8 protein-coding genes are annotated in these 20,724 nt (G+C 54.6%); 2 read left to right on the top strand and 6 right to left on the bottom strand.

Translation table 11 applies throughout. The annotated features are described in order from the left end of the window. Positions 1-1,203, bottom strand: coding sequence for a nucleotide sugar dehydrogenase (locus K5753_02030; protein MCR4725981.1), 1,203 nt, complete (start codon positions 1,201-1,203; stop codon positions 1-3). A gap of 405 nt (positions 1,204-1,608) precedes the next feature. Between K5753_02030 and K5753_02025 the strand changes: the two genes are divergently transcribed. Next, positions 1,609-2,991 (top strand): GGDEF domain-containing protein, encoded by a 1,383-nt coding sequence (locus K5753_02025; protein ID MCR4725980.1) that lies wholly within the window; start codon positions 1,609-1,611, stop codon positions 2,989-2,991. Positions 2,992-3,339: 348 nt separating this feature from the next. Continuing rightward, positions 3,340-11,613, top strand: coding sequence for a starch-binding protein (locus tag K5753_02020; protein ID MCR4725979.1), 8,274 nt, complete (start codon positions 3,340-3,342; stop codon positions 11,611-11,613). A 210-nt stretch (positions 11,614-11,823) separates the two neighbouring features. On the opposite strand, the gene K5753_02015 is transcribed toward K5753_02020, so the two are convergent. The 5 genes from K5753_02015 to K5753_01995 all read right to left on the bottom strand — a co-directional run bounded on the left by K5753_02015 (position 11,824) and on the right by K5753_01995 (position 20,609). Continuing rightward, positions 11,824-12,582: a hypothetical protein gene (locus K5753_02015; GenBank protein MCR4725978.1), complete on the bottom strand. Its 759-nt coding sequence runs from the start codon at positions 12,580-12,582 to the stop codon at positions 11,824-11,826. 81 nt (positions 12,583-12,663) lie between these two features. Next, positions 12,664-17,658, bottom strand: coding sequence for an N-acetylmuramoyl-L-alanine amidase (locus K5753_02010; GenBank protein ID MCR4725977.1), 4,995 nt, complete (start codon positions 17,656-17,658; stop codon positions 12,664-12,666). Between the two features lie 202 nt (positions 17,659-17,860). Then, complete coding sequence (locus K5753_02005; GenBank protein ID MCR4725976.1) at positions 17,861-18,763, bottom strand: hypothetical protein; 903 nt, start codon at positions 18,761-18,763, stop codon at positions 17,861-17,863. 8 nt (positions 18,764-18,771) lie between these two features. Then, positions 18,772-19,593, bottom strand: coding sequence for a hypothetical protein (locus tag K5753_02000; protein ID MCR4725975.1), 822 nt, complete (start codon positions 19,591-19,593; stop codon positions 18,772-18,774). Positions 19,594-19,625: 32 nt separating this feature from the next. Then, positions 19,626-20,609 (bottom strand): hypothetical protein, encoded by a 984-nt coding sequence (locus K5753_01995; GenBank protein MCR4725974.1) that lies wholly within the window; start codon positions 20,607-20,609, stop codon positions 19,626-19,628. Positions 20,610-20,724: the final 115 nt, after the last annotated feature.

Below are 20,724 nucleotides of genomic sequence, written 5' to 3'. Positions count from 1 at the left end.
TCAGTTCTTCAAAAAAAGATCTCTCGTAAAGACTTTTTGTTCGACGTCCGCAAGCTCGTCTCCGAATCGGTTCGCGACGATAATATCCGCAGACTTCTTAAACTCTTCCAAATCGGAGACGATCTTATCTCCGAAAAACTCATCGCCCTTATACGTCGGCTCGTAGATCACGACGGTGAACCCGTGCTCCTTGATCCTGCGGATGATGCCTTGAATCGAACTTTTTCTGTAATTGTCGGAATCCATTTTCATTGTCAGGCGGTAAATGCCGATGATCGGGTCTTTTTTTCCCGTCGCGATTGCGAGAGAGATCACCCTGTCGGCGATATAATCTTTCCTCGTCCGATTGGCTTGCACGACCGCTTGGATCAAACTCTGCGGGATCCCGTCATAGTTTGCGAGAAGCTGTTTCGTGTCCTTCGGGAGGCAATACCCGCCGTAACCGAAAGAAGGATTGTTGTACTGCATGCCGATCCTCGGATCCAAGCAAACGCCGGAAACGATGTCCTTCGCGCTGAGTCCTTTCTCTTCCGCGAACGTGTCGAGTTCGTTGAAAAAGGCGACCCGAAGCGCCAAATAGGTGTTTGCGAAAAGCTTGACCGCTTCCGCTTCCGTCGTGTTCGTGATCAAAACGGGCGCGTCTTTTTTGATCGTGCAGCTCAAAAGCAAATTCGCAAACGTCTTCGCTTTCTCCCTTGCCGCCGGATCTTTCATATCGCAACCGACGATGATCCTCGAAGGATATAAGTTATCGTACAAAGCTTTTCCTTCCCTCAAAAACTCGGGGGAAAACAAAATGTTCGACGTATTGAATTTTTCTCTCAAATACTCCGTGTGTCCGACGGGGATCGTCGACTTGACGACGATGGTCGCTTTTTGATTCACGTTCAAAATGTCCTGAATAACGGACTCGACCGAAGAGGTGTTAAAATATTTTTTTTCCGTGTCATAATCCGTCGGCGTCGAGATAATGATAAACTCCGCGTCTTTATACGCTTCGTTTTTATCCATCGTCCCCTTCAAGGACAGCTTCTCATTCTCCAAATAATCCGAGATCTCGCGATCGACGATCGGCGACTTTTTGCCGTTGATCATATCGATCCTTTCCTTCGAGACGTCGACGCAAATCACGTCGTTTTTCTGCGAGAGCAAAACCGCATTCGACATCCCGACGTATCCCATTCCAACCACAGCTATTCTCACAAGCAACTCCACTTTTCTTTTTTTATATTTTTCTGACGTACGCATTTATATTACAACATTTGCGCTCGACCCGTCAACCGAGCAGTTCATTTCTTTGAATATATTTTCACCCGCACGCCCGCGCACTATCCCGTTTTTATAAAAAAACGACGATCCGAAAAAAAAATTTTCGGAGATATTCCCGCTCGCCGAGTAACGATTCTCTTCCGAGCGCGAAGCGGATCCACACCAAGGAAGGATTTTCGGAAAAATAAGAGAAAATCGAATTTCTCAATCAAAACGTAACGATTCCGTTACACGAACCGGCGCCGATCCGCGTCGAAAAAAAACGAAAAACTTGACATATGCGCCCGAGTGTGGTATAAAATATATTTATAGCTGCAAATTTGTTTCAAAGGAAGTATTATGAAAGACAAGAGAACAACCAAACCCGATGGTTTCGCAGCGAACTCGTTCGTCGTTCCTCTTATCGTCATCCTCACGATTTTGTACGGCACGATCGTCGCCCTCGTTTACGACGTTAACCACGCCACGAACCGACTGACCGATTCGATGAATCAATCGATCGCGTACCAAAACCAAGTCACGGAATTGCAGGCGGGCGCGAGCAAACTCTCCGAAACGATGACCGCTTTTATCTCGATGCCGGTTAGCGAAGACGGAACCTTGAATTTCGGATATTTGATCGCATACAGCGGCGAACTTACCATTGAGGAACACAGAGGCCCCTATTTCGTCGAACAATTCAAACAGCATAACGTCAGTTCCGCCGTTCAGACTTTTCTAAACGACGCGGCGGCAAAAGCGCAGGAGCTGATCGACCTTCAAATCCACGCTTTATCTTTGATGCGCTCCGTCTACGCGCTCCCCCCGATCCCCGCGCTGACCGCGATCCCCTCCGTCCCCCTGACCGAAGAGGAAGAGGCGATGACGCCCGCGCAACGCATCGAGACGGCGAAACAGCTGATTCTCGATACGAATTACAGCTCCGCCAAGGTTTTATTGAACCAAAACGCAACGAATTGCAATAAGACCATTCAGGACGAATTCACAAAATCCGCCGTCGAGAGCGAAGAGCGCATCCAAAAACTGCGCGTCGCCCTTTGGTCGGTCATCATCGCGATCATCGCGATCTCGGTCGTTACGTTCATCTTCTTCTTCCATTGGCTCATTATGCCGCTCCGCAGATACAGCAACTTGATCGCTTCCGACCAAAACCTCAAAAAACAAGGCGGGATCCGCGAGCTTCGCTTAATGGCGGGCGCGTATAACGAACTTTTGTTCCGCAGAAATAAACTCGAAACCATCCTGCGCTCCGCCGCCGAAACCGACGCGTTGACCGGGATGCCCAACCGTTACAGCTTGGAATGTAACCTTCTCGAAAGAAACGAAAGCGGCGGACCGATGGCGGTCATCCTTTTCGACGTAAACTATTTGAAACGCGTAAACGACACGCAAGGTCACCTCGCGGGCGATAAGCTCATCCAAACCACCGGCTCCTGCATTTGCGAGTGTTTCAGCAAAGGAAACGCGGGCAACTGCTACCGCATCGGCGGCGACGAATTCGCGGCGATCCTTCGCGATTGCTCCGAAGAAGAGATCAAGACGCGCGTGGACCATTTCAATTTCGCGATCGAGCGCGAGCATATCAGCGTTTCCGTCGGCTACGCTTACGCGACCGAATCGGACGAAAACAGCTTCAAGAAGCTGATGCGCGTCGCCGATAAGCGGATGTACGAGCAAAAACGGCAGACGCACGAAAAAGACAAGGATTCGAAAAAGAATTGATCGCATAAAGCGCGGGATGAAAAGTCCCGCGTTTTTTTATTCTTCCCCGCTCCCGAAAAGCCTTTCGCCACTCATCCCGTTTTGCGACGAGCCGCGCAAAGCGGAACGATTATTCAGCCGTTTTATACAAAATGAATAAAATATATGCATTTTCGCCTTACTATTGCAATTTATACAGTATAAGTTGTAAAATAATATAAGCTCCGCGTTTTTCCGCGGACGGCGGCGATTTTTCGCAGACCGAAGGGTTTTCCTTCTCCTTGCTTCGCCGCATGCGTATCGGTCACACAAGATCCGATCGAAAATCAACCGTAAGAGAGTCGAATCAACCCCGAAGAAAGGAGCCCCATGGGAAACAGAACTTTAACCAAATCCGTATTATTTCTTGCCGCGCTTTTAATTTGCTGCGCGCTGATCGGCGCAGCGTACGCCGTCTTCTCGACCGCGCCGTCGCCGATTTCCGTTTCGATCTCCGCCGTTGAAAAGTGGGACGGAACACTCGCTCTCGACACTTCCGCCGTTACTTGGTTCGAAGATAGCGATTGCCGCGCCTTTATCACCGTCACCTATTCGGACGAATCGACGAACGCGCCCTACCCCGGAGTCGCGATGACGCGCTCCGCCGCGAACACATACACCACGCAGACGGATCCCGATAAGACGATTTCTTCCGTGCAGATCGTCCGAATGAATAACGCGGGCACCTATATGTATAACAAAGCGACGATCGCCGCGGCGAACATCCCCGCGGATCACACGATCGCGCTCGCGGCGGGCAACCTCACGAACATCGGAGTAAACAGCCGCACGCCCTACTACGCGTACACGTTTAAAATTACTTGGGCGAATTTCAGCGAAGGAAACGCGGTCCCTCGCGTCAATATCCTTTACACCGACAATTCGGAGTACACGACCTCGACTTCGGAGCTCGTCAAGACGGAAACCGATTCGAACACCTACACGATGAATTGGAACGCCATCATCGATCCGAATAAGACGATGAAGTCCTTCCGCCTGCTCCGCTGCGACCCCGCGAATCCCGATATCATCTGGAACGAATCTCCGGATCGCACCTCTCTCGCCAACTCGCGCTATACCACGATCTCTACGATGAACGATTGGTCGGGAGCCTTGACGCTCGACACTTCCGCGGTCTCTTGGTTCGAGACGGATAACTGCCGCGCGAACATCTTCGTCACCTATTCGGACAGCACGACGAACGCCGCCTACCCCGGCGAGGCGATGACGCGCACCAAGGCGAATACTTACACCTATTCGATGAATCCCGCGAAGGCGGTCTCCTCGATCGTCATCATCCGAATGAACGGCGCGGGCACCTATATGTATAACAAGACCGGCAATTTGCCCGCCGTGTTCAGCCACAAACTCTCCCTCGCGGAAAGCGCGTTCAGCACGATCTCCGTTTCCAATCGCACGCCCTACTACGCTTTGACCTTCAAGGTAACCTGGGCGGACTTCGCGGCGGACGGCGCAGTTCCGCGCGCGACCGTTCTCTATGCGGACGGAACGGAACTCACGACGGCGGCTTCCGCTCTCGTTAAGACCGAGGCGGACAGCGAGACCTACACGATGAACTTTGACGCGATCGTCGATCCGAACAAGACGGTCTCCAAGATCAAACTCTTGCGCTGTGATCCGACGAACAACGATATCGTTTGGAACGAATCGTCCGAGCGCAATCTTCCCGAGTCGCGCATAACTACCGTCTCTTCGATGAGCGCTTGGACGGGCGCCCTAACGCTGAATACTTCCTCCGTGTCTTGGTTCGAGACGGATAACTGCCGCGCGAATATCTTCGTCACCTATTCGGATAATTCGACGAACGCCGCCTACCCCGGAGTCGCGATGACGAGATCTTCCGCGAACAACTACACCTATTCGACGGATTCCTCGAAAGCAGTCTCCTCGATCGTGTTTATCCGCACGAACAACGCAGGTACCTATCTTTACAACAAGACCGAGAGTCTGCCTTACCGTTTCTCGCATAAATTCACTTTCGCGGAAACCGATCTTGCGGAGATCGCGGCGAACGAACGCACCCCGTCTTACGCTTTGACATTCAACGTCACTTGGAGCGAGTACGCCCAGAGCGGCTCGGTCCTCCGCGCGAAGATCCTTTACTCCGACGAAACTTCCGTAACGACGGCGGCGGGTGCTTTCGCAAAGACCGAAACGAGCAGCAACACCTACACGATCCATTGGAATAACGCGATCGACGCGAACAAGACGATCTCGTCCTTTAAGCTCCTGCGCTGCGATTCGACAGATCCCGACACGGTGCTCCACGAATCCCAATCCTTTACGACGAGCAATATCGGCGCGTCTCGCATTCTCACCGTCTCTTCGATGTCCGCGCCCATCGCGCCCGACACTTTCGAGACGATCTACTACTATAACTCGAACGGCTGGTCGTCCGTCAAAGCCTACGCTTGGAGCGGATCGGGCGCAAACACGGTAGATTACCTCGAAGCCTTCCCCGGAACGACGATGACCGCCGTCAGCGGACACGACGGATGGTGGAGCATTTCGGTCAATACCAAAGCCGAAAACGTTATCTTCTCGAACGGCTCGGATCAAACCGACAAGACGAGCGACCTGACCCTCGATTTCACGACGCCTTACCATAAGAACGGCGTTTGGACGGCGGATCTCCCGTGGGACGGCGTCTTTACCGTCGACCTTACCAAGATCACTTGGTTCGAAGACGACGACTGCCGCGCCTTTATCACCGTCACCTATTCGGACGATTCGACGAACGCCCTCTACCCCGGGGTCGCGATGACAAGGACGGCGGCGGGCGTTTACACCGTCCAAACCGACACCGCGAAGACGATTTCCAAAGTCGTCGTCGTTCAAATGAACAATGCGGGCACCTATATGTACCACAAGACGGGCAACATCACCTCGATCCCCGAAACGCACACGTTGAGCCTGACATCAAGCAAATTCAACGATATGGCGGCAAGCAACCGCACGCCCTATTACGCCTTGACCTTTAACGTCACTTGGAGCGAGTACTCCGAGAGCGGTTCCGTCCTCCGAGTCAGAATCTTCTATTCGGACGAAACTTCCGTGACGACCGCCGCAAACGCGCTCGTAAAGACCGAAGCCGACTCGAATACTTACACGATCCATTGGAATAACGCGATCGACGCGAACAAGACGATCTCGTCCTTCAAACTTCTGCGCTGCGACGCGACGGATCCCGATACCGTCTTGCAAGAATCTTCATCCTTTACGACGGCGAATATCACGTCCTCGCGCCGCATTACCGTCGATTCGATGGCGGAACCCGTCATCCCCGACACGTTCGAGACGATTTACTATTATAACTCGAACGGTTGGTCGACCGTCAAAGCCTACGCTTGGAGCGGATCGGACGCAAGCACGGTAGATTACCTCGAAGCCTTCCCCGGAACGGCGATGACCGCCGTCAGCGGGCATAGCGGTTGGTTCTCCGCTTCGGTCAACACCAAAGCCGAAAGCATTATCTTCTCGAACGGCTCGGATCAAACCGACAAGACGAGCGATCTGACCCTCGATTTCGCCACGCCTTACTATAAGTACGGCGTTTGGACGGCGGACTTCCCGTGGGACGGAACGCTCACGGTAAATACTTCCCAAATCACCTGGTTTGAAGACGACGACTGCCGCGCCTTTATCACCGTCACCTATTCGGACGAATCGACGAACGCTCCCTACCCCGGCGCGGCGATGACGAGAGTCTCCGCGGGCGTTTACACCTATCTCACGGACGAAACCAAGACGATCTCTTCCGTGCAGATCGTCCGAATGAACAACGCGGGCACCTATATGTACAACCAGACGGCGATCGCGGCGGCGAACATCCCCGCGGATCACACGATCACGCTCGCTTCGAACGCGCTCTCCAACATTTCGACGTCGAACCGCACGCCCTACTATGCTTTGACCTTCAAGGTAACTTGGGATCAGACGTTCTCCGCAGACGGCGCCGTCCCACGCGTCAATATTCAATACACCGACGGAACGGAGCTCACGACGCCCGCTTCCGCTCTCTCCAAGACCGAAACGAGCAGCGAGACCTACACGATGAACTTTGACGCGATCGTCGATCCGAACAAGACGGTCTCCAAAGTAAAGCTCCTGCGCTGCGACCCGACGAACAACGATATCGTTTGGAACGAATCGTCCGAACGCAATCTTCCCGAGTCGCGCATAACTACCGTCTCTTCGATGAGCGCTTGGACGGGCGCCCTAACGCTGAATACTTCCTCCGTGTCTTGGTTCGAGACGGATAACTGCCGCGCACATATCTTCGTCACCTATTCGGACAACACGACGAACGCCGCTTACCCAGGCGAAGCGATGACGAGATCTTCCGCAAATACATACTCCTACTCGACGGATCCCGCGAAGGCGGTCTCCTCGATCGCGTTCATCCGCACGAACAACGCGGGAACCTATCTCTATAATAAGACCTCGAACCTGCCTTATCGATTCTCTCATAAATACGTCCTCGCGGAAACCGACCTTACGGAGATCCCCACGAACGAACGCACTCCGTCTTGCGCCTTGACCTTCAACGTCACTTGGAGCGAGTACGTCCAAAGCGGCTCGGTCCTCCGCGTGCAGATCCTTTACGGAGACAGCTCGTCCGTAACGACCGCCGCGGGATCCCTCGTAAAGACCGAAGCCGACGCGAACGTCTACACGATCCACTGGAATAATGCGATCGACGCGAATAAGACGATCTCTTCCTTCAAACTTCTCCGTTGCAGTTCGTCCGCTCCCGACACGGTCCTCCACGAATCCGACTCCTTTACGCCGAGCGATATCGGCGCGTCGCGCGTCATCGCCGTTTCTTCGATGACCTCGACCGTCGTTCCCGACACCTTCGAGACGATCTACTACTATAACGAAAACAATTGGCCTTCCGTCAAAGCCTACGCTTGGAGCGGATCGGGCGCAAACACGGTAAATTACCTCGAAGCCTTCCCCGGAACGGCGATGACCGCAGTCAGCGGACACGAGAAATGGTTCTCCGTCTCGGTCAACACCAAAGCCGTAAACGTCATCTTCTCGAACGGTTCGAATCAGAATAACAAGACGAACGATCTGACCCTTGATTTCTCGACTCCTTACTATAAAAACGGCGCTTGGACGGAAGATTATCCTTGGGAAGGATTGCTGACCGTCAACACGTCCGCGGTGACTTGGTTCGAAGACAATGATTGCCGCGCGCATATCGTTATTACTTATTCGGACGAATCGACGAACGCTCCCTACCCCGGCGCGGCGATGACCCGCGCCGCGGCGAACGTCTATACCGTCCAAACGGATCTGACGAAGACGATCTCTTCCGTGCAGATCGTCCGTATGAATAACGCGGGCACCTATATGTATAACCAGACGGCGGCGATCGCGGCGGCGAATATCCCCGCGAATCACACGATCGCCCTTGCTTCAAGCGCGCTCTCCGACATCGCTTCGACGAAACGCACGCCCTACTATGCTTTGACCTTCAAGATCACTTGGGCGAATTTTGCCGATAACGGCGCCGTCCCGCGCGTCAACATTCTGTATACCGACGGAACGGAAGTTACGACACCCGCTTCCGCGCTCGTAAAGACCGAAACGGACAGCGAGACCTACACGATCGATTGGAACGCGACCCTTGACCCGAACAAGACCGTTTCCAAGTTCAAACTTCTGCGCTGCGACCCTGCGAATAACGATATCGTCTGGAACGAGTCTACCGACCGCGACAGCATCGGCACGACGCGCACCATCTCGATCCCCTCGATGGACGCTTGGACGGGAGCTTTGACGCTCGACACCTCGGCGGTGACTTGGTTCGAAGCGGATAACTGCCGCGCGAATATCTTCGTCACCTATTCGGATAATTCGACGAACGCCCCCTACCCCGGCGCGGCAATGACCCGCACCAAGGCGAACACCTACACCTACTCGACGGACGCTCAAAAAGCGGTCTCCTCGGTCGTCATCGTCCGAATGAACGCCGCGGGAACGTATATGTTCAACAAGACGTCGAGCCTGCCCTTGGGCTTTACGCATAAACTGACCTTGTCGGAAAGCGATCTTACGGAGATCTCCGCGAACGAACGCACTCCGTATTACGCGCTGACCTTCAAGATCCTTTGGGGCGGCTATACGGAAAGCGGCTCGGTCCTTAGGCTTGCGATCGACTATACCGATTCTTCGTCCGTAACGACGGATGCGGGTGCTTTCGTCAAGACGGAGACGGACGGTCGCACGTATACCATAAACTGGGATAGCGTCCGCAATCTCTCGAAGACGGTCTCGTCCTTCAAGCTCCTGCGCTGCGACGAGACGAACGTCTCGACCGTCCTGCAAGAGTCCGCGGCGTTTACCCCGTCGTCGATCGGAAGCTCTCGCATACTCAGCGTTGCTTCGATGAGCGCGCCCGCGGGCGTCGACACTTTCGAGACGATCTACTACTATAACTCGAACGGTTGGAATTCGGTCAAAGCCTATGCTTGGAGCGGGACTTCGGGAAACGAGACCAAATATCTCGGCGACTGGGCGGGAACGGCGATGACCGCGGTCGGCGAGCACGAAAATTGGTTCTCCGTCTCGGTCAACACCAAAGCCGAAAAGATCATCTTCTCGAACGGTTCAAACCAAAGCCAGCAAACGGACGATCTGACGATCTCCTTCTCCTCGCCCTATTATAAGGACGGAGTTTGGACGGCGGATTACCCCGCGGAATCCACGACCAATACGGTCTATTATCATAACGAAAACGGATGGGGCTCGGTTTACGCCTATGCTTGGGGAGACGGAAACACGCCTTATCTCGGCGGCTGGCCGGGAACGGCGATGACCGCGGACTCGACCCACACGGGGTGGTATTTCATCGACGTGGACAAGAGAGCGACGCAGATTATTTTCAGCAACAACGGAAGTAACCAGACGGGAGATCTCGCCATCTCCTCCTGCCCGACCTCCCCGCATCAGCTGGTCTCGCATAGCGCGCAACCCGCCACTTGCACGTCTCCGGGCTACGCCGCTTATCAGACCTGCTCGCTCTGCGATTATTCGACCTATGCGGCGACTCCCGCGCTCGGTCACGATTACGTCTTGACGAGCACGACTCCCGCGACCTGCATCGAATATGCGCAGGATAATTACGCTTGTTCCCGTTGCAGCGACGCGTTCTCCTCTTCGGCGGGCGGCGCGCTCGGAAGCCACGTCTACGAAGCCTATACCTGCAAAGCCTGCCAGCGAGACGAACTCTTGGATTACACCACGGAATTCTCTTCGCGCGGCAACAATTCCTCGACCTTGATCGAGATCGGATCTATAAAAGAACTCGCGATGTTCCTCGATTATATGGTCTTCAATATGATCACGACGAACAAATACTTCTCCTATCCCGGCGCGACGACTTCGAACTATTCATCGATCTTGGAATCCGCAATGGCGCTTATGACCGCGCAGACGTGGGTACCGAATTTTTACACGATGACTTCGGGCTCGACGATCCGCTATTTCCGCGTAAACTGCGCCGACAACGCCGACTTCTCGTTCAGCAAAGTAAACACCATAACTCCCGACGATTACGATTCCCGTATTTACCCGCAACAAGACTTTTTGAGGATCGCCCCCGTCGGAGCGGCGAGAAGCGGCTCGTTTAACGATTTCCCCTATCTATCCCGTTCGAACACGGTCTCGGTAACGACCTCGGATCAACTCTTTTACGCCTTCTCCCACGGCTATAAACCCATCCCCGTTTCGGGATCCGCCGCGGAAGCGATGCTGAATATCGCGAAAGAGATCAATCGCTCGATCATAACCGATCAAATGACCGACGTTCAAAAGTTGTATGCGATCCTGCAATGGATGGTCGAGGAAGTCGGCTACGATTACGGGGCTTCCGACGCTTCGGATCAAGCTTCTTTCGAATGGGCGCATTGCACGGCGTGGTCTGTCGAAGGCGTCTTTATCTATAAGAAAGCGATCTGCGACGGCATCGCAAAAGCCGTTTCGATCCTCGCGGGTCTCGAAGACATCAAATGCATCCGCGTCATCGGAGACGAACACGCTTGGAACCGCGTTTGGATTGACGACGGAAGCGGCGTTAAGAAATGGTTCGTTTTGGACACGACGCACGCAAACCTCGAATCGGTGATCCCGACCGATTCTTCTAATTGCGAGATCCTGAACCTCGAAAGCTTCCTGATCAGCGACGCGACGAAGACCGATCCTCTCGGCTATACCGCCGATAACTATGCGGAATCGAGTTGCGCGGCGATCACGCAATCCAATCCCTTCTCGTTCGTCCATTACGGGACGGCGCCCGCGTCCTCTTCCAACGACCTCGTAATTTCGAGCGACGCCGAATTCGGCGACCTGATCGCGGTCGTTTTGCCGCAAATTCAAAGCGCGTCCACGGTGACGTTCACCTTCGATTTCTTTATCGAATCATCCTATTGCGCCTCTTTGGACACCGCTTCGAGCAAAGTCTCTTCCTCGCTGAATAGCGCGGGTTACAGCGGCAGGGTCTACTTCATCCGCGAGACGCTGACCTACGGAAGCGCGACGGGGCATCGCTTCATCATCCTCATCGTCAAATAAAGCGAGGATGCGACCTGCCCCGCTTCGCTAGCGCCGCGCATCCGATCTTCGGATCGCGTAAACGAAGCGCGAAAACGGGCTTGCGGAGATCCGCGCGATGAACGAATACAAAAAAAAGGGCTTTACCTTTCTTTCGGTAAAACCCTTTTTTATTCTCGTGATTCGGCGAAGCGACGCGGAACTCGACGGAAGATAAACCGCTCTTTCCTCTTATTCTCCGCGCGTGATGACCAAATTCGCCGTCAAATCCTCGATCGCATTATAGTTCGCCTCGTCCCCCTTAAAAACCGCTTTAACGACGTACGCGCCGACTTCCGTTTGCCCGTTGTTTTCATAAGAAACCGTCACGCCTTCGGGAAGCGTCCCGCGGATCGAGAGGAAGATCGGTTCGCCCGTGTAGACGACCGCTTTACTGTCGAAGACGACGCCCGACAGGTCGTAAGTCGCTTTTCCCACGAGAACCGTGACCGCCAAATCGCGAACGATCTCGTTATGCGCGGGATCTTCGGGAGTATAGGTCGCGTAAAAGACGGCATCCCCGACGCTTCCGACCGAAGTGCTCGGATCTTCTTGCCAAGAAAAGCCCTCGGGGAGCGCAAGATCTTGAAGGGTATCGCCGTAGACGGCGAGGATCGGATCCGGCGGCTCTACGTCCGTCGGGCGTTTTTCGACCGTCACGAGGATTCGGACGCCGCTCACGATCTTATACTTCGCGAGATCTTTCGGATGATAGGAAGCGAGGAAGGTATGCTCTCCGATCTCTCCGACCGAAGTCGATTCGAGATCCTGCCAAACGAAACCTTCAGGAAGATCGAGGTCGGAAAGCGTCTGCCCGTAGGTCGCGACGAGCGAAGGAGCTTGAAATTCGGGATCCGAGAGTTCGCTTTTATTCTTGTCGCAGGAAAACAACCCGCTCGCAAGAGCGAAAACCGTCGCGACAATCAAAAAGATCGTTATCCGTCTTTTCATAGGTTTCTCCTTTCCGAGATGCATATCGAAAGTAAAAAATCAAATCGTAGCGCGCGGCGGATCGCCGCGCGTTTCCGAGGGTTATTCCGCTTTCAGAAGAGAAGTCAGTCGAACCGTCGTGGAGACGCCGCCCGCGGTCGTCACCGTCACGTCGTAGGTAATAAACTCGTCCGTACTCGTTCCCGCGGTCACGCGACCGTTCTCGGTAACGTTCTCGTACTCGCCGACGAGCGCCATCGACACGGTTGCGCCTTCGAGCTCGGTCAAGATCGCGTATTCCGTCTTGACGCACTCAATGAATCTCCACCAAAGTTCAAGCTCGTTTTCAAGGAGCGGTTGCGGGCAATCCTTCGCGGTAAAGAAGTGGTGACCGACGACGCGCTCGATCGGAAGATTGTAGGTAATCATCAGTCTCGCGACGAGTTGCGCGGTGTAATGCCAAGTCAGCCAGAGATCGCTGCCCTTATTGACGGCGGTCTCGATACCGATCGAATTGCGGTTACCGCCGTGGTTAACGATACGACCCGCCGAGACTTGCGAGGTACACCACCAAGTCGCGTTCATATAGTATTGCCCGTTTACGATCTTATAACCAAAGCCCATATCGTTGAAGTACGCCGCCGACCTCTTCGCGGAAGGAACGTCGGAGGGAAGCGAAACGGTCGTCGTCCTGCCGTTGATCGTAAACTTCGTCCCGGAGACGCCCCAAACCGGACACTCGGGATCCCCTTCCTGAACGTACACGCCCGTAGCCGACCAAGCAACCGTTCTCGATCCGTCGCCTGCGTGATAGGCGATCTTGCTGTCGTTCAGGTTATGATAGATTCCATCGTTACCGACGACGTAATGGATGCTCGCGCTCGTGGAGTTCGCAAGCGCGCTCGAATTGTTCTTCGCACCCGCGCTCGACGCCATATTGCCCGTATAGTGGACGGTGATGAATTCGGTAGAGGATCTCGCCGCGCCGTGGTTTTGCGTATTGTTATTCGCCTTGGTCTCGTAGGTGCGGAGGATCTCGTAGGTATTATTGAAAAGTGCGCCGTTGATGCTTTCGTACAAGTCGACGTAATACGCGGGAGTGCCTGCTCCGATGCCGAGGTTCTTTACGCTTCCAACGACGCTGTGGTTAGACTCGATGATCGAGCGGAGCGGGTTATCCGCCGCATAGACCGTTACGCCGATGTCGAAATGTAAGCTCGGCTTTTCCTCCGTGCTGACACGAATCAGGACGTACCCGTCCGAAATGCCCGTTACGACGCCGTCCGAAGAAACCGCCGCGATCGCGGGATCCAAACTCGTCCAAGTCAGGGTCGGATCGTCGACGCGGCGAACGTGCGCGTTCGCGCTGAGCGTGATCGTGTTCCCGACCATAACGAAGGAATCGGTGTCGTACGCCGCGGAGATCGTGTTCGGTTCGGTAAAGACTTCGATTTCAAGGCTCGCGGACGCGCCGGAGGACGAAAGCGAAGTCACGGTAACGGTCGCGAAACCGACGGCGTGCGCCGTCATAACGCCGTTCTCGTCGATGGTCAAGACGCTCGGATTACTCGATTCGAAGGTTACGGCTCGGACGGTGACCGTAGAGGGATACAGCGTGTAGGGAAGAGTCGCCGTTCCGCCGAGGACGACTTCCGCTTCGGGGAAATCGATCGAGATCGAATCGACCGCCGTTACCTCGTAGAAATAGGCGTAAAGCGTCTGCGTCCTGAATGCGCGCGGCGAAGCGGGGATCGTGCAGTTACTGTCTTGATACCAGCCGCCGAATTCGAAGTGCGGGTGCGTCGCGGTCGGATACGAATCATAGCCGGGCAGGCATTCGACGACGCTGTCACCCGAGATCGTCCCGCCCGTCGCGACGAAGGTCAGAGTGATCTGAGAAGTCGCGCTGACGAACGCACCGTAAAGTTCGAGATCCGTGCCGAAACCTTCGGGGATCTCCGTTACTTCGTCCACGAAATCTTCGTCCAGGAACCAGCCGCTGAAATATTCGACGGCGGAATCATAGGTCGGATGCAAAAGCGTGTACCCGCCGATATACGTCGATTCGACGGTCGCAAAATAGGGATTACCGCCGCGCGTATAGCGGAAAGTAACGGTGTAGAGCTTATCGAAGCGGGCGTACAACGAAGTAACGTTCGCATTTTGATCCGAAAGCGTGGTCACGGGATCGCCCGCAAAAGAGGACGAGACGAACCAACCCGCGAACTGATAGCCGTCTTTCGTGCCGACGGGGAGATCGACCGTCGTCCCCGCATAGACTCTATCGGGGAGATCGACCGCCGAGCCGCCGTCCAAATCAAAGGACAAATAACGGACTTCCTTGACGGTGACCTCTTTGGTTTCGGTCTCGCCGTTGAAGGTAACGTAGATCGTCACGGTGCCTTCCTTCAATCCTTGATACGAGTTCCCGAGGAAAGAGATTATCCTTTCGTCGGAAACGGAATAGGTAAAGTCGTTCGCAGTCAGATAATCGGAAATGACGGAAACCGTCTTTTCTTCGCCGACGCCGACGTAATTATCGATCACGAGCGAATAATAGACCGAACCGACGACGCAAGCGACGAGTTTATTCGTCAAGCCGTTGATAAGTTTTCCTTCGTTTACCGCAAAGGTCGAATTACCCGCCGCCACTTCGATGGATTCGAGTCCCATGCAATCGCGGAACGCCCAATCGTCGATCCGCGTTACGCTCGCGGGGATCGAAAGAGAAGCGAGGTTCTCGCAACCGAAGAACGCCTTTTCACCGATCTCGACGATCGAAGAAGGAATCGAAATCGTTTCGAGATTGCGGTCGCCTTCGAAAGCGGAAGGCAGAATCTTCGTGACCGCCTTGCCTTCGTAAGACGCGGGGATCACGACGCTCGAAAGGTAATAGCCTTTGCCCGCTTTTACGCCCCACGTTCCGTTATCCAAGGGATAATAATCGAGGACGTCGCCTTCCGCGGCGGGAATCTGCCCGATGTTCAGAACCGTTCCGCTGGATAAGGTGATCAAAAGTTCTTTGTTTTCATTCCATTCGACGCTGACGATCGAGACGCCGTCTTTTCCGTCTTTCCCGTCTTGTCCGTTCACGCCGTTCGTCCCGTTCGTTCCGTTCGTTCCGACCGCTTTGACAGCCGTCTGAATGCCGTTGATGACCCAATAGCCTTGCGCGTTGATCTCGACGGTCGGCGTTACGCCGTCCTTACCGTCCTTGCCGTCTTTTCCGTCTTGACCCGCGGCTCCGACCAAGGAAGCGAGCCATTGCGCTTCGGTTCCGGTATAGCCGTGATCCAGTGCGAGTTCATACGCGGACTTTCCGTTCGCGCCGTTCGTCCCGTTTTGTCCGTTCTGCCCTGCGGCGCCCGTCGCGCCGACCAAGGAAGCAAGCCATTCCTGAACGGTTCCCGTGTACCCGTGATCGCACGCGATTTCGTAAGCGGACTTCCCGTCCGCGCCGTCGGTTCCGTTCGTACCGTCGACCCCGTCTTTTCCATCCTTTCCGTCTTTGCCGTTCTGCCCCGCCGCGCCCGTCGCACCGACCAAGGACGCAAGCCATTCGGTAAGAGACCCGTTAAAGCCGTTTTCGACCGCGAGTTCGTAAGCGGATTTGCCGTTCGCGCCGTTGCTGCCGTTTATTCCGTTCGTTCCGTCTTTGCCGTCCTGTCCGTCTTTGCCGTCTGCGCCGATCAAGCTGTCCAGCCACTCGGAGAGCGAGCCGTTAAAGCCGTTTTCCACGGCGAGTTCATACGCCGACTTTCCATCCGCGCCGTTACTTCCGTTAATTCCGTTTTGCCCCGCCGCGCCCGTCGCGCCCGTTGCTCCGACCAAAGAGGCAAGCCATTGCGCTTCGGTACCCGTGTACCCGTGATCGCGCGCGATTTCATACGCGGATTTTCCGTCCGCACCGTTCGCGCCGTTCGATCCGTTTACGCCCGCTTCACCCACCAAAGACGCGAGCCATTCTTGAACGGTACCCGTGTATCCGTTCTCCACGGCAAGTTCATACGCGGATTTTCCGTTCGCGCCGTCGCTACCGTTGATCCCGTTCGTTCCATCCTTGCCGTCTTTACCGTCCTTGCCGTCTTTACCGTCCACGCCGGCGGCTTTGACGTTCGTCACCACGCCGTTAATGACCCAGTAACCTTGCTCGTTGATTTCGATCGTCGGCGTTACGCCGTCTTTTCCGTCTTTTCCGTCTTTACCGTTCGTCCCGTCGATTCCGTTCTCGCCCGCCGCGCCGACCAAAGACGCAAGCCATTCTTGGACGGTTCCGACGTAGCCGTTCTCCACGGCGAGTTCGTAAGCGGACTTACCGTTTGCGCCATCCGCGCCGTTCGATCCGTTTACGCCTTCCGCGAGGACGCCGGTGTCCACGCCTTCTATGTACCAATGATGATTGTCGCCGATCGTCGGGACGATCGTCTCGCCCGTCGCGGTCCCGACCGCTTTTTTATCGGTGGCGACGCCGTTGACGACCCAGTAACCTTCCGCATTGATCGTGATCTCGGGCATCAAGCCGTCCGCGCCCTTTTCGCCCGCCGCTTTGACGTTCGACACGACGCCGTTAATGACCCAATAGCCTTCTTCGTTGATCTCGATCGTCGGCGTTACGCCGTCCTTTCCGTCTTCGCCCGCGATCCCGACCGCTCTTTTATTCGTCGCGATTCCGTTGATGACCCAGTAGCCGTCCGCATTGATCTCGATTGTCGGAGAGACGCCGTCTTTCCCTTCGGCGCAAATGCCGGTATCCACGCCGCCGACGTACCAATGCTTATTCGCGCCGATCGCGGGAGTCTTCCCGTCCTTACCCGCGGCGCCGGAAAGAGAAGCAAGCCAGTCGAGCTCACTGCCGCTGTACCCGTTCGCGACCGCGATTTGATACGCGCTGTCTCCTTTGAAAAGAGCGACGAGCTCTTCCATCGTTCCCGTGTAGCCCGCGTCTTCCGCCATCGCGTACACCGTCGTAAAATCGAGGGTTTTCTCTTCGGGTTTCGTATTTGTGTTCTTGAAAAAAGTGATCCCGCCGCAAGAAATCAAAATCGCCGTACAAAAAAACAGAAAAATCAGTACGAATAAAAAGCGAACTTTTTTCATGGTATTCTCCTTGATCGAATATCGGCGCCTCGCGCGGGATGTGCGTTTTATAATTATATATAATAACATATTGGCGAAAATTTTGTCAATATGCGCGCCCGCCGTTTTTCCGCAAGGAAAAAACAGGGTCGCTCCCCGTAAAAAAATCCCGCGCACCCGGAAGGAATCACGCGGGATTCAATCTTTTCGACCGAAAGACGGATCAACGGACAGTTTGCTCGTCGACGTAATAGCGGTAACCGCAAACGTCGAAATAGAGGACGAGCTCAACGATCCGATACATAATGAAAAGGGACGGGACCGCGATAATGAACCCGACGCCGAACGTCAGAATGCCGAACGAAAGGATCAAATAGGTCATGATCCAACTCAAAAAGACGAACGTCCAGAACGAACGCAAAAACTTCTTTCCGATCGCGCGGATCCCGACGACGAAGCCTTTGAAAACGCAGACGTTTTCCGTCACGGTCGCGGGGAGCCAGCCCGAGAAGATCGTCGATTTCAAGCCCGAAAGCAGGGTCAAAATCAAATAGCCGACGGTCAGCGCGAGCACGCCGATCTTCGGCACGAGTTTCAAAAAGACGAAGACGGAAAGCGCGGTGATCGCGATCTGAGAAGTAAAGACGACGAGCGTGTAGAACAGCGCGTACAGCGCGGCGCGCCCGCCGTTTGCGACGAGGTTGCTCATAAAACCGTACTCCGATTTACTGCTCATAAAATTTCGGAGAATATCCGAAAACGGCAAGAAGCTCAACGCAAGCAAATAGGTTATGACGGCAAAGGAGACGAAGAACGTAACGGTCAACTTCGCCCACTCCGCTTTTTCGTTTCTCAAAGTCGAAGCAAGTTCCTCGAAAGAATCGTAGGCGGCTTGAAATTCGACTAAAAAATCGCTGTTTCCGCGGACAAGCTTTCCGATGCCGCTTTTCGCGTGTTGGACGAAACCCGTGTCGCCGACCTTTTCAAAGAGACTTTTGAGCGCGGGATGCGCGACCGAAAACGAGATCGCCCCGACGATCAGGACGACGATCAAAAAATAAACTATGATCTTATATACCAAGCCGAATTTCGAGATAAAGATCCCGGTCGTGTGTTTGATCGCCATAAAGCCTCCTACATCCGATTCGCGCGCAGCAGATCTTCACGATCCAATCCGTTTACGTCGTAATACGCGACGGCGGAAAAGACGGGATAATACGCAAGCACCACGAAATAAAATACGAAATCACCGATCACGGTCAAGACGGGATTCCCGACGAAACTCGTCAGGAATTCGATCGCGAATCCCGGGATCAACGGGAGCAAAACTCCCACGAAAAAGGACGCGAAACCGTGATCTTTGGTCTCTCGGATCGAAGTCGCGAGAGAAGGAAGCGCGGGTTGCCCCGTGACGACCATCGCGGGAACCCACAGCGCGGTATACGAAAAGGCGCCGATCAGGATGAAGAACAGCCCCGCCATCGTCAGAAAACTTAAAAGGAAGACGAGCCAAATCACGTTTCTCGCGACTTTGCTCCAAAGGAAGACGAACGTCGAATTCAAAAGCCCGAACAAAAGGATCAACACGCCCGTTAAGAGGACGAGACGGATCACGGCGAGAAAATTCTCGTTTATGCGGGTGAACGCGTGGGAAAGATCCGGCCGCCCCGTCCGCATATGACGGATGACGACGCCGACCAGATACGAGGAAAAGAGCGCGATGATCACGATGCTCGCGACGCCGCGCAAAACGCTTTGCCAACCGAAGCGGGTGCTGAGCCTGAAAATTTGGGCGAAAGAATCGCTCGTTTCGCGGCTGAAATTTACGAAATAACTCGCCGTCGTGGAAAAACTTTTCAAAAGAGCAAGCGCGACGGCGGGAACGACGCACGTAAGCGCGAGAATGCGGAAATGCTTCTCCTTTATGTAATCCCAAGTCAGTTTGACGTACTTCATATTTCGTATTATAAACCTTATCGGAGAAAAACTCAACCCTTTCCTTTCAGTTGCTTTTTCGGAAAGCGAAAAGAGCCACCGCTCCGAAAGGCGGGGAGAAAGACCGCGGCGGCGAAAGTGAACGCGATCCCGAGATACGACACGACGGGATACGCCGTCCGAACGATCGGAGCGAACCCGACGAGCGACAGCAGAAAGCCCGACAGCAGGACGAGCGCGGAAGAAAGGACGGGATCGCCGAGAGTTTCATTCAATTTCCCCGTTACGAGATAATCGCAACCGATCATCGTCGTTACGATCGCAAGAAGGAGCGCGACGGGCGCGACCGCCCCGATCCCCGCCCTTTCCGCCGCGACGAGAAAAGGCATCTCGCTCCGAGGAGAAAAAGAAGCGGCGCGAAACATAAAAAGGAGCAGCGCGAAGATCAAGCCGCCGCACAAAGCCGCCGCGACGCACCGTTCTCTTTTCGAAAGACTTCTCCCCTCTTCCGCCATAAGCGCGCCCGAAAAAAGCATATTCATCGCTCCGTACGCCACCGAGGAAAAAGGACGGATCGAATCGAAACGCGCCGAAAACGGAGTCTTCGCGCCGACGAAGATCACGATCACAGCGAGCGCGGGAACGGCAAGAAAATTCAATCGCGAGACCCACCCCACGCCTTTCGGGGAAAGGATCGCGCAAAAAAACGCGACGAAAAGCGAAAGCCCCTTTTTCCCGAAAAGACCGAAAAGGACGCTTTCCGCGGAAGCGATCATCGCCGCGTATACGACGAAAGACGAGACCGCGACGAGGGCGTCCGCACCCGTTCGAACGCGCGGATCGATCGCCGATCCCTTTGCCCCCGTTTCGAGAAACAAAAAAGCCGCCGCGCCCATAAACGCCGCCGCGATCCCGACGTTCCAAGCCGAACCGCCGCCGAAAAACAATGCAATCTCCCGTCCCGTGGCGAATCCCGCCCCGACGACCGATCCGACGAACAGACACGCCGTCTTCATCGCCCGAAAAAAACTTTTCATAAAAAATGATATGCAAAAAAGGGAGCGGACAAAACGGGTTTTTCTTCCCGCATAAAAAAATCCCCGTGACGACGGCGCGACGCGGGGGCTGTTCTATAAAAAACGATCCTTTGCC

This window comes from Clostridia bacterium (assembly GCA_024685775.1).
In the GTDB taxonomy this organism is placed as follows: domain Bacteria; phylum Bacillota; class Clostridia; order Christensenellales; family CAG-1252; genus CAG-1252.
The sequence above is the reverse complement of the archived record's forward strand: the minus strand, read 5'-3'. Positions and strand labels throughout refer to the sequence as shown.

Bases quoted from the DNA above. Each gene is read 5' to 3' on its own strand.
- K5753_02025 (MCR4725980.1), top strand. From the start codon at position 1,609: ATGAAAGACAAGAGAACAACCAAACCCGATGGTTTCGCAGCGAACTCG.
- K5753_02020 (MCR4725979.1), top strand. From the start codon at position 3,340: ATGGGAAACAGAACTTTAACCAAATCCGTATTATTTCTTGCCGCGCTT.
- K5753_02015 (MCR4725978.1), bottom strand. From the start codon at position 12,582: ATGAAAAGACGGATAACGATCTTTTTGATTGTCGCGACGGTTTTCGCT.
- K5753_02010 (MCR4725977.1), bottom strand. From the start codon at position 17,658: ATGAAAAAAGTTCGCTTTTTATTCGTACTGATTTTTCTGTTTTTTTGT.
- K5753_02005 (MCR4725976.1), bottom strand. From the start codon at position 18,763: ATGGCGATCAAACACACGACCGGGATCTTTATCTCGAAATTCGGCTTG.
- K5753_02000 (MCR4725975.1), bottom strand. From the start codon at position 19,593: ATGAAGTACGTCAAACTGACTTGGGATTACATAAAGGAGAAGCATTTC.
- K5753_01995 (MCR4725974.1), bottom strand. From the start codon at position 20,609: ATGAAAAGTTTTTTTCGGGCGATGAAGACGGCGTGTCTGTTCGTCGGA.